Source organism: Pseudomonas sp. QD4, assembly GCF_049199125.1.
Lineage (GTDB): Bacteria > Pseudomonadota > Gammaproteobacteria > Pseudomonadales > Pseudomonadaceae > Aquipseudomonas.
Map to the genome: position 1 here is coordinate 145,042 of NZ_JBLZOM010000009.1, position 14,274 is coordinate 159,315.

12 protein-coding genes are annotated in these 14,274 nt (G+C 63.5%); all 12 read right to left on the reverse strand.

Going from position 1 to position 14,274, the window contains the following annotated elements; translation table 11 throughout:
- Positions 1 to 81 precede the first annotated feature (81 nt).
- A complete protein-coding gene (locus ACOZJV_RS32095; RefSeq protein WP_421549351.1) occupies positions 82 to 807 on the reverse strand; it encodes a hypothetical protein in 726 nt (241 codons plus the stop codon).
- A complete protein-coding gene (locus ACOZJV_RS32100) occupies positions 804 to 1,385 on the reverse strand; it encodes an RNA polymerase sigma factor (protein WP_078469682.1) in 582 nt (193 codons plus the stop codon). The genes ACOZJV_RS32095 and ACOZJV_RS32100 overlap by 4 nt, the downstream gene beginning before the upstream one ends.
- A 37-nt stretch (positions 1,386 to 1,422) precedes the next feature.
- The gene (locus ACOZJV_RS32105; RefSeq protein WP_421549352.1) at positions 1,423 to 3,189 is read right to left on the reverse strand and encodes a vWA domain-containing protein; all 1,767 of its coding nucleotides are present in this window, start codon (positions 3,187 to 3,189) and stop codon (positions 1,423 to 1,425) included.
- Between the two features lie 87 nt (positions 3,190 to 3,276).
- On the reverse strand, positions 3,277 to 3,837 hold the full coding sequence (locus ACOZJV_RS32110) for a YbhB/YbcL family Raf kinase inhibitor-like protein (protein WP_020297015.1): 561 nt from the start codon (positions 3,835 to 3,837) through the stop codon (positions 3,277 to 3,279).
- A 159-nt stretch (positions 3,838 to 3,996) separates the two neighbouring features.
- Positions 3,997 to 4,464, reverse strand: coding sequence for a hypothetical protein (locus ACOZJV_RS32115; RefSeq protein ID WP_421549353.1), 468 nt, complete (start codon positions 4,462 to 4,464; stop codon positions 3,997 to 3,999).
- Positions 4,465 to 4,470: 6 nt separating this feature from the next.
- Positions 4,471 to 5,001, reverse strand: a complete 531-nt coding sequence (locus ACOZJV_RS32120) for a hypothetical protein (protein ID WP_421549354.1) — start codon at positions 4,999 to 5,001, stop codon at positions 4,471 to 4,473.
- Positions 5,002 to 5,085: 84 nt separating this feature from the next.
- Complete coding sequence (gene pgaD, locus ACOZJV_RS32125) at positions 5,086 to 5,607, reverse strand: poly-beta-1,6-N-acetyl-D-glucosamine biosynthesis protein PgaD (RefSeq protein WP_421549355.1); 522 nt, start codon at positions 5,605 to 5,607, stop codon at positions 5,086 to 5,088.
- Positions 5,607 to 6,953 carry a poly-beta-1,6-N-acetyl-D-glucosamine synthase gene (gene pgaC, locus ACOZJV_RS32130; RefSeq protein ID WP_421549356.1) on the reverse strand — a complete coding sequence of 449 codons (1,347 nt, stop codon included), beginning with the start codon at positions 6,951 to 6,953 and terminating at the stop codon, positions 5,607 to 5,609. Before pgaC ends, pgaD begins: the two co-directional genes overlap by 1 nt.
- Positions 6,954 to 6,956: 3 nt before the next feature.
- Positions 6,957 to 8,954 (reverse strand): poly-beta-1,6-N-acetyl-D-glucosamine N-deacetylase PgaB, encoded by a 1,998-nt coding sequence (pgaB, locus tag ACOZJV_RS32135; protein ID WP_421549357.1) that lies wholly within the window; start codon positions 8,952 to 8,954, stop codon positions 6,957 to 6,959.
- Positions 8,955 to 8,966: 12 nt separating this feature from the next.
- Entirely contained in the window at positions 8,967 to 11,444 is a 2,478-nt protein-coding gene (gene pgaA, locus ACOZJV_RS32140; protein ID WP_201128860.1) for a poly-beta-1,6 N-acetyl-D-glucosamine export porin PgaA, read from the reverse strand.
- Between the two features lie 349 nt (positions 11,445 to 11,793).
- Positions 11,794 to 13,296 carry a YdgA family protein gene (locus ACOZJV_RS32145; protein WP_201128857.1) on the reverse strand — a complete coding sequence of 501 codons (1,503 nt, stop codon included), beginning with the start codon at positions 13,294 to 13,296 and terminating at the stop codon, positions 11,794 to 11,796.
- A gap of 261 nt (positions 13,297 to 13,557) precedes the next feature.
- On the reverse strand, positions 13,558 to 14,190 hold the full coding sequence (locus ACOZJV_RS32150; protein ID WP_078469191.1) for an NADH:ubiquinone oxidoreductase subunit N: 633 nt from the start codon (positions 14,188 to 14,190) through the stop codon (positions 13,558 to 13,560).
- Between the last annotated feature and the right edge of the window lie 84 nt (positions 14,191 to 14,274).

The window sequence follows — 14,274 nt, forward strand, 5'->3', positions numbered from 1 at the left end:
GCCAATCTCCCACTTTGCGGACCTGGGCTCGATAGTGCTCGCTTTCAGCGCCGCAGACCAATTTTTGCGCAGCCTTTTGCATCATGGCCGCTGCAAGTCCTGCAACCGAGCCTGCACGTCCAGCTGTGGATAACGCTTGTGCAAAGCCTCCAGACGCTGGTCAGCCTCCTTCACCTGCCCCGCTTCACGCAGGCGCAACACCTCCCGCAACTCGTCGTCCACCGACCGCACCGGGACCGCCGCCCGCTTGCTGAGCATGGGCTTGCCCTTGGCCTGATCGGCCATGGGCTTGGCTACCTGGGCCGAGGCCTCGTCGCTGAACATCTGGGTTTGGTCGCTGTACTCCCGGGCGGCGGGGCTGGCCGACAAACCGCCCATGGGCGCCGCCGGGCGTGGAGCAGGCGCAGACATCGCGCCCTGCACCATCGGCTCCGGCACGCGCTCGGCCAGCTCGGCGGGGGCCGGCTCGGCCATTTGCCGGGCCATGGGCGCAATGGGCGCGGAGGCGGGAGCGGGAGCCGGCGCGGGTGCCATGGTCGGCGTCGGGTAATGATCCGGCGAACGCTGGACCAGCACCAGGATCAAGGCCACGCCAAACAGGCTGGCGAACGCCATCTGCAGGCGCGGTTTCTGGCAGGCCTGCAACCAGCGCTGCCACAGGCTCGGCGCGGGTTTTGGCAGTTCACGCCGGGCGCTGGCCAGAATCAGTGCATCGAGGCTGGCCGGGGGCTCGCCAACGCTGTGCTGGCGGATGTGCTTGAGCATCTGTTCTTCGACAGAAGGTGGCGTTTGTCGGGCGTCAGTCATGTGAGTACCTCCTCGGCCAGGAGCCGACGCAGTTTTTTCAACGCATAACGGAAACGGCTCTTTACGGTTTCCAGCGGGGTTTGGGTGAGGCTGGCGATCTCCGGCAAGTCCAGGTCGCCATGGGCACGCAGCAGGAACACTTCGCGCTGGTCGGCCGGCAAGTCTTCGAGGGCCGCGTCGATGCGCTGCTGGTCACGGCTCAGGCTCAACTGTTGCTCCGGGCCCGGCGCGTCATCGACCTCACCGTGCATTTGCTCGTCGTAGCTGTCGTGCAACGGGTTGCGCTGCCCGTGCTTGCGCCAGTGATCGATCAGCCGGTTACGGGCGATCTGGTACAGCCAGGTGCGAAAGGTCGCCCGGCCCTGGGGCTGGCTGGTGCTGCGGATCAGGCTCAGCCAGGTGTCCTGGTACACCTCTTCGGCCAGCTCGGGCTTGTTGCACAGGCCCAGGAGAAAGCGGTACAGCCCCTGGCGATGGCGCTGATACAGCACCTCGAAGGCCGCCGGATCACCGGCGCGGTAGCGCGCCAGCAGCGCTTCATCGCTGCTGGCGGCGGAGGGTGGGTTCGCAGCCGCCATAGTGCTGATCAACTCCTGTTCGCTGCGGATCATGGTGTCATTCAAGTCGGCTCTGAATCTGGCTGTCGTCGCGCTGCGCGGCCAGGCCGGGTTGTGGGGCCTGAGTTTGCAGGCTTTGCGCCAGTTCAACCAGCTGCACGAACTCGCCGCGCAGGCCGTAATGGTCATCGCCCCGGGCGCCACGCGCCAGCTTCAGGGTGTCGTCGAGGCTGAAACTGCCGGTGTAGCGCCCGTCCTTGAGCTGCTGCGAGAACGCCGCCACGGCTGCGGCAAAACGCAGGTCGGTGCTGGCCGCCGCCAGCGTGGCAGGCTGGGACTGCGACATGATCGGGCGCTCGATCAAGCGGCTGCTACCGCCTTCGGGCGCCTTGTAGCGCACGCGCAACATCGCCAGTTCCGGGTTGTTGCTGCTCTCGCCTGCCGCCTTGCCCGAGGCATAGCGCAGGGGTTCGAGCCAGCCCTTCTCGCCCTTGGGCACGATTTCATAGAGCGCAGTCACCGTGTGCCCGGCGCCGATTTCCCCGGCATCGACCTTGTCGTTGTTGAAGTCCTCACGCTTGAGCGCGCGGTTCTCGTAGCCCAGCAAGCGGTACTCGCTGACCTGGGCCGGGTTGAATTCCACCTGCAGCTTCACGTCCTTGGCCACCACCGCCAGGGTCGAACTGAGTTGATCCACCAGCACCTTGCGGGCCTCGCGCAGGTTGTCGATGTAGGCATAGTTGCCATCGCCGGCATCGGCCAGTTGCTCCATCAGGTGCTCGTTGTAGTTATCCACACCAAAGCCCAGGGTGGTCAGCGAGACCCCGGTTTTGCGCTTGTCGGCAGCCATCTGCTTGAGGCTGTCGAAGTCGCTGATACCGACGTTGAAGTCGCCATCGGTGGCCAGCAGGATGCGGTTGATGCCGTCCTTGATGAACCCCTGGCGCGCCATCTGGTAGGCCAGCTCGATACCCGAAGCACCCGCCGTGGAGCCGCCGGCGGTGAGCTGCTCGATGGCATTGCGGATTTTCGCCTTGTCGCGCCCGGAAGTCGGTTCCAGCACCACCCGCGACTCACCGGCGTACACCACCAGCGACACGCGGTCCTGGTCGCGCAGTTGATCCACCAGCAATTTGAGGGTGCTTTTTACCAGGGGCAGGCCTTCGCGGCGGTCCATGGAGCCGGACACGTCCACCAAAAACACCAGGTTGGCCGGCGCCAGTTCGGCCACCGCGCGGTCCGAAGCCTTGATGCCGATACGCAGCAGACGGGTGTGGGGGTTCCACGGCGACGGTGCCAGCTCGGTGGTCACGCCAAAGGGCGAGCCATCGCTGGGCAGCGCGTAATCGTAGGGGAAGTAATTGACCATTTCCTCCAGGCGCACCGCGCCTTCGGGGGGCAGGCTGCCCTGGTTCAGCAGGCGCCGCACATTGGCGTAGCCGCCGGTGTCGACGTCGGCGCTGAAAGTCGAGACCGGTGCCTGCGCCACGCTGTGGATCGGGTTGTCAGGCTGGGTCTGGTACTGCTCGCGCGATTCATCGCGATAGCCGGCAGGCTGCTGATCGGCGGCCATCATCGGCGCCGTCATCATCGGCCGGCTCATGCTGCGCTTGCTGACCACCGCATCGGCCCTCAACGCTTCGCTCTGCACCTGCGGCGCAACCGGGATCGGGGCCGGAGCCGGGATCAATACCCCGCTCGGCGAGGCTGGTTCGGCCGCGGTGACATCCGGCTTGGAAGAAACGCCGCAACCGGCGATCGCCAACAACAATCCGGCGGCGAAACCCTGTGCGGCCGGACGAAGGTAGTGCAGAGGAAGGGACATGGGGGCTGACCTCGGGAGAAAAGTGATCCATTCCCCCCTTCAGACGAAGCCCCTGTGCAATTCGGGTTAAGCCCCGTGAAAATTTTTTCAGCGCACGTAGCGCCGCACCACGCTGCTGTTACGCAGTACATGGCCATTGATTTTCTCCAGCAGCTGGGCCCGTGTCAGGCCGGCCGGCAACGCGTCGGGCGCCAGGTCCAGGGCATAGATCTGGATCACATAGTGGTGCGCGCTGTCGCCAATCGGAGGGCAAGGGCCGACATAGGTGGTGGTCTTCTTGCTGTTGGTACCGCCCACACCTTCCAGGGTCGACTTGCTCCCGGCACCGGCGGCGATCTGCCGGGTGGTCGGCTTGATTCCGTAGTGCACCCAATGATCCACGCCCTGACCCTTGGCGCCATCCGGGTCGTGCATGACGATCGCATAGCTCAAGGTCCCTTCCGGCCCGGCGGTCCAGCTCAGCGCCGGCGAATTGTTGTGCCCGCCACAGCCCTTGGCATCGCTGGCACTGCCAGAGGTGAAGAGACGGTCATCGGTGACACCGGGGATATTCAGGGTAAAACGCTCCTGGGCCTGAACCGGCAGTTGCAGGCACAGCAACAGGGCACTGGCGGTCAGCCAAGTAGTGCGAGAAGCAAAGCGAGACATACACAAGCACCTTTATTACGCGGAGGGTCGGTGAGCTGAAGACTATAGCTTGCACGACCGGCCATGACCGTTCGTGCAGCGCACGGGGGGTGATTGAGCTTGAGGTGGGGGGTGCTTGTAAATGGGCAAGCACGGGATTTCATCAACGCGGCCGGGCGATCAGCCCTGGTGCGCCTGCACACCTCGCTCAATCTCCCCGGCCAGGCTCCTGGGAAGCGCTCCATCGACATAGCGCTGGGCGATATCAAAAGGGTCGACACTCAAGCCTGGCCGCGGCGGGTAGGAGAACTCACCGACCACATAGCGGGCAAAGGCCGTCGACCGGGGATCCTCATCCACCTGCCAGCAGCCGTCATAGGCCGTCAGCAGGTATTCGCCGATAAAGTAGCCAATGCGCGTGATCAACCAGATCCGATTGTGTTCTTCCACCTCCAAGTGGTTGAAGGAGCGCTCCAGCAGCGGCAGGAATTTCGCCGGTGCAATCAATACCTCGTAGGCATTCTCACCGCCAATGGCCTCGACAAACTGATGCAGCACCGGCAAACGCTCCGCCTTGAATACGGCAAACTCCGCCAGCCTGCGGGCCAATAGCGCGCTATCGGCTTCGTTTATAAACAGACCTGTCATCGCTGATTACTCTCCTGACCTGAGTGCATTGACCGGTAAATGCCGGGCCAGTTTCCGAGCCCGGTGTCGCACGTTCTGTGTCGGTCCGTTCTCGCTCAGGGTGTGCAGGGCTGCCTGCACCGTGGCGCAGCGGACGCCGTCCGCCGCCCATTGCAGGGCCCGGGTCGTCCAGTATTCGCTCGGGCTTAGCAAGCCGGTGGCGACCACCCGGGCAAAGGGAAAGTGCTCGCCAATGGCTTGGGGCAACCCATGCCGATCCAGGCCCTCGCTGAGCAGCGCGCGGACCTGCTCCAGGGGCATCTCCAGCAGCGGCAGCAGCGCCACCAGCGCCGCACCCTCGATGCAGGGCATAACCCGCTGGTCATGCACTTGCACCCAGGCCCCCTGAGGCGAAAGGCCGATGCCGACTCGCCCTTGGGCAAACGCGAAGATGGGCAACCAATCCAGGGCCGGGCCGGCTTGCGGCGCAACGGTGATCCAGGGCAGCGGCAACTGGCTGACAAAGGTCGCAAGGGCCGCCGGTAACTCATCGTGCATCTGCTTCATCCCTGGTTTTAGCGGGCAATAAAAAGCCCCGGGAAACGGGGCTTTTCAGCGTTCGGCGCATTGTGCCAAAGGGGCTCAGGCCTTGTCTTTGCCCTTCCCGTCTTCATCCGGCAGGTGGATGACCCGGGTCGGCGTGACGGCGGCCAGCGGCGGATGCAATTGGTCCTGCGGCTCGATGCGATAGAACTGGGTGGCAACGTGGCTGATGCCGCCCTCTTCGTCGTTGTGCACGACCATGGTGCCCGGCAGGCGGATGCGGGTGAAATTGTCTTCGCTGAGGTTGAAGGTTTCACTCAGGCGCTGATCATCCACCACCGGTGCCGGTAGGCGGGGCGGATACTTGCGGCTTCGTAGTTGTCGGTAGCGCGCCCAGCCGATCAGCAATGCGGCGTTGACCAGCGCGACCCAGAGGTAGATCTCCAGGGTGCTCAAGGCGTCGAGCAGGCTGACATCGATGCGCGGCCCGCCTTCATGGGAACCGACCAGCGGCAACAGGCCACGCACCAACAGGTACAGCAGGCCAATCCATGCCAGTACGGTGAAAAACACATCGACGACCACCAGGAACGGGCGTTGACGGGTTCTGATGATTTTCATCAGTTCACCTCCTCATCATCTATCGGCTTGATCCCGCGGTCGGGGCTGACCCAGCGCGCCCGTTTCTGATGTCTCCCGAACAGCACCTTGGGAAAACTGACCAGTGTGGTGAGCAAGCTGATGAACCAGAACACCAGGGGGTACCAGACCACCCAGAACATGGTCTTCCACAGGTCCTTTTCATATCGTCGGTCGATCAGGATGCTGACCGCGAACTGCATCAGGCACACCATTGCCAGCACCAGGCCGGTAAAGGCCGGCGGCAACAGGTGGTGCACGGCGATGGCCTCGGGCATCTCGATGAATTTGCCCACGGCCCAGAAGATCACCGACAACAGGAAGGTGAAGGCCCAGCCGGTGGACAGGCAGTAATCGAACAGCAGGGTCCACAGGTAGCGGTGGCGCCATTCCCAGATGCCGCGAATGTTCTTGAACAGCACCTCGGCGCCGCCCTGGGCCCAGCGCAGGCGCTGCTTCCACAGGCCGCCCAGGGTTTCCGGCATCAGGATCCAGCACAGCGCCCGGGGCTCGTAGAAGATCGTCCAGTGGTCCAGTTGCAGCTTCCAGCTGATGTCGATGTCTTCGGTGATCATGTCCGGGCTCCAGTAGCCCACCCGGTGCAACGCGGTGCGACGGAAGGCGACGATCACCCCGGAGACGGTGAAGACTTTGCCGAACACCCGCTGGGTGCGCTTGATCAGGCCGATGATCGAGGAGAACTCGCCGACCTGCACCCGACCGACCAGGGTCGAACGGGTGCGGATCCGTGGGTTGCCGGTCACTGCCCCGAGACGGGTGTTGTGCAGCATCGGCGCCACCAGGTACGCCGCGGTATTGGGCGCCAGCAACGCATCGCCGTCGATGCACACCAGGTATTCGCTGCGCGCAGCCACGGCGCCCATGCGCAGGGCCACGGCCTTGCCCTGGTTTTCCGCCAGGTGCAGCACACGCAGGCGTGGGTCCTGCAGGGCCAGGGCATCGAGGACCTGGGCGGTGTTGTCCTTGGAGCCATCGTTGATGGCGATCACTTCGATGTTCGGGTAGTGCTGGCCCAGCGCGGCATGGATGGTGTCGGCGGCGTTATCCCCTTCGTTGTAGCAAGGGATCAGGATGGTGATCAGCGGCTCGCCTTCCAGCACCGGCGGCAGGGTGTCTTCCTTCCACGGCCAGTGGCGCTCCCAGTGCAGCCAGTAGTACAGGCCGCCGGCGATCCACAGCCCCGACATGAACAACGGGTAGAAGAACACGAAGTCCATCAGGAACTGGCCCGTGACCAGGAAAATAAGGCCCAGCGGCACCCCGAGGACAATCGCCAGCACCAATAGGGCTAAGAGTCGATCGATCATGATTCAAGGGTTCCATTTGTTGGAGAGCGCGGGCCGAACTGTTTTCAGGTCCGGCGAGTTCTCAAGGAAGTTGTCCGGGTAGTAACCAAAGCTGGTTGCGCCCTGACGCTTGAGACGGCCCATCCAGTCAGCCATCTGTTCAGCGGAGATATCCGCCGCCGGTTTTGCCGCCCAATCCCGGGCCTGCAATTCAAACACCGTGCGCTTGAGGGCGCCCGGCCGTGCCTTGACCGTGGCCACCAGGTCTTCGAGCCAGGCCCCCGACTGGTGCACGTTTTTGCCCTCCATCAGCGGCATGGCCATGGGCGCGGTCCAGTCGTAGTTGGCCAGGAAGTTGTCGAGGTTCTGCGCGAACCAGGCCTCACTGTCGGGGTTGAGCATCGGCTCGGCGAACAGGTTGCGTGCGGTCTGCACCTGCGGACCGCGAATGGCGCGAACCTTGGCGGTCAGCTCATGGGTGAAATCGGTCAGGTAGCGGGTCTTGAACTGAGTCCAGCGCTGCAACGTGGCCGGGTCGGCGCGCAGGGCCGCGATCGAGCCGGGCAAGCCGTTGGCGGTATACACCCGCAGGGCGGCGGGGCTGGCGTCTTCGAAATCGGAAAGCACCGCGTCGTCGTGGTAGAGGATGCCGTCGACCGAAGTCAGGCGCGCCACGTCCTGGTAGATCTCGCCAATGACTCGCCGTACCTCGGGGTCGAACGGCGACAGCCGCTGGTATTGCTTGGGATCGGTGGACACCTGCCCGGTGGCCGGGTCCCAGCGGGTCACCCGTGGCAGCTTGGAGTCCAGAGCAAAGCTCAGCACCGGCATCCAGGCGAAGACTTTGACGTGGGCCCGGGTCCGCAGTTGCCAGGCCACGCGGTCGAAGATGTCGGCACGCACTGGCAGGTGGCGGTTGGGGAAGTACAGCGAGTGCACCAGGCCGTCACCCTTGGGGTCGGCGAAGGCTTGCAGGAACACGGTGTTGGCCCCCATGTCCGACATGCGCTGCACCAGCTTGCCGAGGTTGATCTCCTGCTGCGCCGGGTCGGGGTCGTAGACGTTATCCAGGTCCACGTGCACCACGCGCATCGGCGCGTCGGCCTGAACGCCGGTGATGCTGTTGGAGAAGTGCATGCCATCCGGGTCGGATGCCACCAGGAAACGCGGGCTGCTCATCAGGTTGTCGAGGGCATCGAGCCCATCGTCGAGGGTCAGGGCCATCTGGTAACCCTGGTCGCCGATGACTTGTAGCGCCGTGCCGTCAGCCACCCCATAGGGCCAGACCCAGACCCGTGGGTTGTAGCCGGTGACTGCGCGAATTTTCTTGGAGATGGTCGCTACGTCGTTGCGCAGGCGTGCCTGGAAGTCGGCCTCGCTTTCATAGCGGCCGGTGGTTGCATCGTAGCGCCGGGTGGCGGCTGCCGGTTGCAGGTTGCCTTGCGGGTTGGCCAACACGCCTTTGTGGCTGGCGTCGGTGTGAGCGGCGATTTCCACCAGCCCGGACTGGGAAATTTCGCGGATTTGCGCCCAGGTCAGAAACTGCGAACGCGGACGCATTTCACCGGCAAAGTCCACCTTCTGGTCGGCCGGGGTGTCGATCCATACACCCACCGGCGCCAGCAACGCGTGCCAGTTGTAGCTGCGCAGTACCGGCAGCACCCGGGTATAGAAGCTGGCATAGCCGTCGTCGAAGCTCAGCAGGATGGCCTTGGGCGGCAGCTCGGGGCCGCCTTTGCGCGCCGCCAGGATCTGGTCGATGGTCACCGGCCGATAGTTGTTTTCACGCAGCCAGGCCAGCTGTTCGATCATGCGCTCGGTGCGCACCGCCACCACCGCCTGATCGGGGTCGCGGTCTTCGACGTCGTGATAGGCGATGCCCAGGACATGGTTTTTCGGCCATGGGGCCTCATTGTCCGGCAGCGGGCGTTGGGCCGGCGGCACGAACTCCGGGGCTTTTTGGGCGCAGGCGCTGAGAATCAGGACTCCCAGCAGGAGGATGCAACGGGTGATCAGAGGCATCGTCAAACTCTTCTAGAAGCGATAGGTAAGGTCGAGAAGCAGCCGCAGGTCGGTTTCCCGATCGCCGTCGTAAGGCCGGTTGATCACACTCAAGTTGGCCCCTGCTTCGAACACGTCATTCCAGGTCACGCGCTGGCCGTAACCCAGCAGCCAGACGCCACCAGTGGAGTAGTCACGCTGGCTGTAGGTACCGGCCCCGGCCTGGAACTGCTGGCTCCACGAGGTTTCGTAACGGTGGTAGAGCACGTGGTTGACGTTGACCGTCGGCAACACGCTGAAGTCCGACTTGGGGTTGAAGTACGGCGTGTCTTCCTTGGTGTTGTGGCTGGCGCCGACTTCCAGTCCCAGATCGACCTGCACGTGGGGCGAGGCGTACACGCCCTCGCGACCGGTGAGCAAGGCTTCAAGGCGGTTGTTGCCATCGCTGAAGTGCGAGGGGCTCAAGGCCAACTTCCATTCGCGGCTTTCGTTGGCGCGCCAGCGCAGGAATGCACTGCCGCCGTTGGACGTGACATCGCTGTTCAGCGCCCGTAGTGGGGTGTTGGCCGACAGATATTCGAGGCTGCCGCCGTATTGCCAGTGATCGTCGATATCCCGCGCCAGCGACACTCGGGCCCCGAGCTTGTCGCCGTAGCCGTAGGAATGGTTGGAGACCTCGGCCTCCAGGGTCATGTCCCGGGTGCGTTGCTCTACGCCCAGGCGCTGCCAGCGATGGTGGCCGGTGCCTTCCTGGAAATCCCCGGTGGCGTAACCGACGCCGCCGAAGAGGCGCCAGTCTTCATTGATGGGCGGGCTGTAGAGCACGCTTTCGATGCCGAAATCCCGGCTCCCGGACACGGCCCCGGCACCATTGTTGCCACCGCCGTAGCTCTTGCCGCCGTAGGTCTCGACCCGCAGTTCGGCCATGTCGTGGACGTCCCGCTGGCGCGCCAGACGCTGCACCTGGCGGTTGTCCGGGAAGCGCTCCAGGGTGTCATCGGTGAGCGCGTCCATCTGCCGCCATTCCTGCAGATCCATCGCGGTGTGGCCCTGGGCGACCTCAAGGCCGATATCGCGCGGCACCAAGCTCTCGGTTTCCTTGAGCAGGCTTTCCGCACGGCGCGGCCAGTCCCGGGCCAGGTACAGATCGGCCTGGGCCAGGCGCAGGCCGGTGTTGCCCGGCGCCTGGTCGACCAGGGCCGCAAGCCGCTGTTCACTGTCAGGCAGGTCAGCGCTGTAGGTGCCGGACTGGGCCAGCAATTGCTGCGCGTCCATCCAGTCATCGTTGGGGTTGCCGATCGGCAGCCCCTTGAGTTCAACCCGTGGCCGCTGGCTTTGCGCCAGGTCGCTGGCGACCTTTTGCGCTTCTTCCGGGCGGTCGCTTTCCAGCAGCGCGTAGTACAAGGCGGTGCTGTCTTCGACCTTGTTCGCACTGTCGGCATCCGGCGCCGCCAGGACCTCGCGATACAGGTCGCTGGCGATTTCCGGCTCGCGCTGATCAAGGAAGGACGCGGCGACCCAACGCATGGCGTAGGTTGGAATGGTCACGCCCTCGGCCACCAACTGGTGGTATTGGCGGATCACTTCGTCGGTGCGCGAGCGATACCGCAGCGCGCCCAGGCGATCGATGCGCCAGCGGGTCACGTCTTCCTTGGCTTGCGGGTCCGGAGTCCAGGTGCCGAGCAACTGGTCGTAATCGGCCAGGGCACGGTCGGCGATGACGAAGCGTTCTTTTTCACTGCGGGTGGCAAACTCGGCCAGGCGCACGCGCTCGGCCGCCACGTCGCCTTCCAGGCGGCGCTGGGTCACCGGATCGAGCAGCCCGGGGCGCTGGCGAGCCAGGCGCAGGGCCGGCTCCGGCAAGCGTGCCCGCTGCAGGGCGACAATGTATTCACGGGCGACTTCAGGCTTGTTGCCGGCGCGGACAAACGCCTGGTCGTATTCGAACAAAGCATCATAGGGCGCGCCCGAACGGGTCAGCGCGTAACCCAGTGCCAGGCGGCGCGCCGGGTCATCGGGCTTGGCCGCCACCAGGGCTCGGGCCCGGGCAACCGCCTCGGCAGGCTGGCCGGCATCGGCCTGGGTCATGGCCAGGCCCAGTTGCAGGTCGGCGTTTTGCGGGTCGCGCTCCAGGGCCTTACGGTAGACCTGGGTCGCCGAATCCCAGCGTTTGAGGTTGCGATAGGCGCGAGCCGTGGCGGTCAACGCCTGCACCGGCAATACCCGGTTGCGCGCCTGATGCTCATAGACGTCCACCACCTCTGAATCGAGGCCGGCCCAACTGGCAATTTGCAGGTGGTCGCTGACCAGCCCATTGGTCAACTGATCGGGCGGTACGGCGCGCAGATGGGTCAGGGCCGGAGCGTAAGTACCGGCCCGCGCCTGGATAATCAGTTGGTCATAGGCCGCGTCGGCAAACGCCAGGGTCGGCCAGAGCAACTGGCTGCACAACGCCAGGCGAAACAGCGGTCGCAAACCATAGAGGCGAACGGGATGAACAATAAACGGCATTTCGTCAGCATCCTTAATGGCTAGCCGAGGTCTTGCGCCCCCTGCTGGTTACGCGCCGGAAAGCCGGAATCAGAAGATCCGGCTAAATCTTTTCGAGTGGATTCTTTCACGCAAGGTTAGACGAGAATTTGCAGCGCAATATTTATTCAGATTCATTTCCCGCCCAAGGTTTCGGAAATTTGAACCCGTTGGGTTTTCCCCAAGAGCTCAAGCCCGGAGTTTGCGGATCGCCATCAGGCTCCAGACATTTTTTGCACGCACAGCAAAACGCCCGATCCTGTTAGAAAACAGGCGTCGGGCGTCAGGTTGCTACAACGTTGTCGGCCGGCGGTGACCGACCGAAGCGGGCTTAGCGAAGGGCGCCGGCACCACCGGCTTTGCTCATGACAAAACCGATGAACTGCTCAACGCTCATCTTCTGGCCGTTGAAGTCCACCTGGTTATCGGCGTAGTGCAGCTTGGAGACGATATCGGTGCCTTCCAGCTTCGCCAGTTGCGTCCCCAGGGCCATGCCGCTGACCATTTCTGCCGCCATGTTGCTCTGATCGGCGATCAGCTTGGCGTCGGTCTGGCCATCCAGTTGCGCCTGCAGCGCCGCCACATCGGCAATCATCGGCTTGGACAGTTGCAGGTTGGCGTCCAGCAGGCTGATCAGTTGCTTGCCCAGTTCAGCAGGCGGCAACTCAAGGTTCTGCGGCTTGGCCAGGTGCAGGCTGAGGTTGAAGCGGCTCTCACCGTTGGCGGTCTTGAACGAGAAGTTTTCCAGGGCGAGCTGCGGCTTGGATTCCAGCACCTTGTTCACCGCGCTGCGCACCTTGGCCTCTTCGGCCTCGGTCATTTGCAGCTCCGGTGCCGGTTCGCCATTTTCGGCGGCGGCGGTGGAAGCGGCTTCGTAGGGTTGCAGCTTGGTCTGATAAACCTGCACCAGGTCCATCAGAGACTGGGTGTCGAGGTTCTTCATGCTCCAGGCCATCTGCGCCGAACCGATGTTCTTGCCGTCGAAGTTGATCTCACCCACCTTGTAATCGGCGCGGCCGCCCAGGGTGGTGCCGGTTTCTTCGCTGGAGGTCTTCTGTTCGAAGTTCTTCAGGGTCAGGACCGATTTCTTGTCGCCAAAGGTGGCCTTGGTGCTGGTCAGCTCCAGGGTGTTCTGGCCCAGGTAGAAACCGAAACTGCTTTTGTTGAGGTTGCTGGCCAGGGTCAGGCCGTTCAGCTCGACCAGTACCGGTGGCTTGTCCGCCGGGCTCAGGAGCAGCGTGAGGCTGTCCATGTAGCCGTCGACCTTGACCTTCTGGGCCTCGGAAGAACTGTCGACATTCAGGTTCAGGCCGGAAAACTTGAACTTGGTGTTGTCATCCAGGGCGATATCCAGCGGCAGCAGCTCGAGGGTGCCGTTGGCGGAGCGGTCGTAACCCATGTTGACCAGGCCTTTGAGCGGCGATTGGCCATTGGCGGCGGCAAACCATTTTTCGGTCTGCGGGTTCTTTTCCAGCTCGTAGTGACTGGTGGCCATGACCGGCAGCCACTTCAGGCTGATCAGGCGCGAGAACGGCAGCGGACCATGTTCGATATGGTCGACGAACAGCAGCTCGGCGTTGCCGTTGAACAGCTCGCCTTCGCCCTTGAGGCGGTAATGGGCGGTGCTGGTGAACAGCTTGCGATCGAGGGATACCAGCTCCAGGGTCGCGCTGCCGTTGGAACCGACCATTGCGGCCTGCAGTTCCTTGTTGGCATCGGCGATCGAGGTTTGCAGTACACCTTCGAGCTTGGTGCCGGTGTACCAGGCGCCGCCGGCACTGATTGCACCTACTGCGACGACGATTCCTAACAGTACGCCTGCTGATTTATTCATGTCTGACCCGATCAATATCCGTTGTTTGAAGGTGTGGTCGTCTTCCCTGAACCCATGACGGGTTGCGGCTCGACTTCGCGTAAAGCGGGCGAAGATTAGCATTGGCGGCGTCCGGCGACCCAGCCTTTGCGTGTGAAAACTCGTTAATCCGTGAGCCAGGGCGCATTCATGGGACGAACGGGCGTGGCCATCCACGGCGGTTTGGCTTGGTTTTTTGTGGGCCTGCAAAGGCCAGCGCAGCCTGGCGGCGGCTACAACGGCTCAGGAGTATTCGATTTCCAGGGCGTCGAGCTGGTGGTCGAAGCTTTTGAGGCGGGCGCTCCAGGTGTACACCAGCACTTCGAAGTCGCGATCGATCACCGCGCCGCCCGGGGAATCACCTCGCGGGTCGCAGAAGTCCAGTTGGTAGCGCTGGCGGGCCATGGCGGCGGCGACGTCGGAGAGTTCCCGGGCGTTGTTCAGCCAGTGCCGGCCGTCGGAGGATTGGCGGTCGAGGACCACGCACTGTTTCTTCAGGGCTTCGAGGCTTTTTTCCAGGGGGGTGCCGGTGAGTTCGCCCATGACTTCCTGGAAACTGCGCCCCGGCTGCCAGTAGCTGCCCCAGAAATAGCGATCGAACACGGTTTCGACCCGACGCAGCGCGACCTTGGTGTCCCAGATCACCACCAGGGTCTTGCTCTGTTCCAGTTGTTTTTTCTTGAGCCGCAGGCTGCCGAGCGAAGCCCAGGCCACCACCACGATTGCCAGTACCGCGATCAGCGCACTGGCGCTGTCGAGGAAGACCATCGCCTTGTCGATCTGGTGGGCCAGCATGATGCCGTAGAAGTAAGTCGCAGAGAGCAGCAACAGCGCGCACAGAACGCACCAGAAGCCGGGAGCATAAGGGTTTTTCATTATTGGAATCCCCATGACCATCACGTGCTTGAGCCGTGGACGGGGGCGCTCTTGAAAGGCGCTCGCCCAACAGCTCAAAGCATA

Coding starts and splice junctions, on each gene's coding strand:
- ACOZJV_RS32095 (WP_421549351.1), bottom strand. CDS start 807: ATGACTGACGCCCGACAAACGCCACCTTCTGTCGAAGAACAGATGCTC.
- ACOZJV_RS32100 (WP_078469682.1), bottom strand. CDS start 1,385: ATGGCGGCTGCGAACCCACCCTCCGCCGCCAGCAGCGATGAAGCGCTG.
- ACOZJV_RS32105 (WP_421549352.1), bottom strand. CDS start 3,189: ATGTCCCTTCCTCTGCACTACCTTCGTCCGGCCGCACAGGGTTTCGCC.
- ACOZJV_RS32110 (WP_020297015.1), bottom strand. CDS start 3,837: ATGTCTCGCTTTGCTTCTCGCACTACTTGGCTGACCGCCAGTGCCCTG.
- ACOZJV_RS32115 (WP_421549353.1), bottom strand. CDS start 4,464: ATGACAGGTCTGTTTATAAACGAAGCCGATAGCGCGCTATTGGCCCGC.
- ACOZJV_RS32120 (WP_421549354.1), bottom strand. CDS start 5,001: ATGCACGATGAGTTACCGGCGGCCCTTGCGACCTTTGTCAGCCAGTTG.
- pgaD (WP_421549355.1), bottom strand. CDS start 5,607: ATGAAAATCATCAGAACCCGTCAACGCCCGTTCCTGGTGGTCGTCGAT.
- pgaC (WP_421549356.1), bottom strand. CDS start 6,953: ATGATCGATCGACTCTTAGCCCTATTGGTGCTGGCGATTGTCCTCGGG.
- pgaB (WP_421549357.1), bottom strand. CDS start 8,954: ATGCCTCTGATCACCCGTTGCATCCTCCTGCTGGGAGTCCTGATTCTC.
- pgaA (WP_201128860.1), bottom strand. CDS start 11,444: ATGCCGTTTATTGTTCATCCCGTTCGCCTCTATGGTTTGCGACCGCTG.
- ACOZJV_RS32145 (WP_201128857.1), bottom strand. CDS start 13,296: ATGAATAAATCAGCAGGCGTACTGTTAGGAATCGTCGTCGCAGTAGGT.
- ACOZJV_RS32150 (WP_078469191.1), bottom strand. CDS start 14,190: ATGAAAAACCCTTATGCTCCCGGCTTCTGGTGCGTTCTGTGCGCGCTG.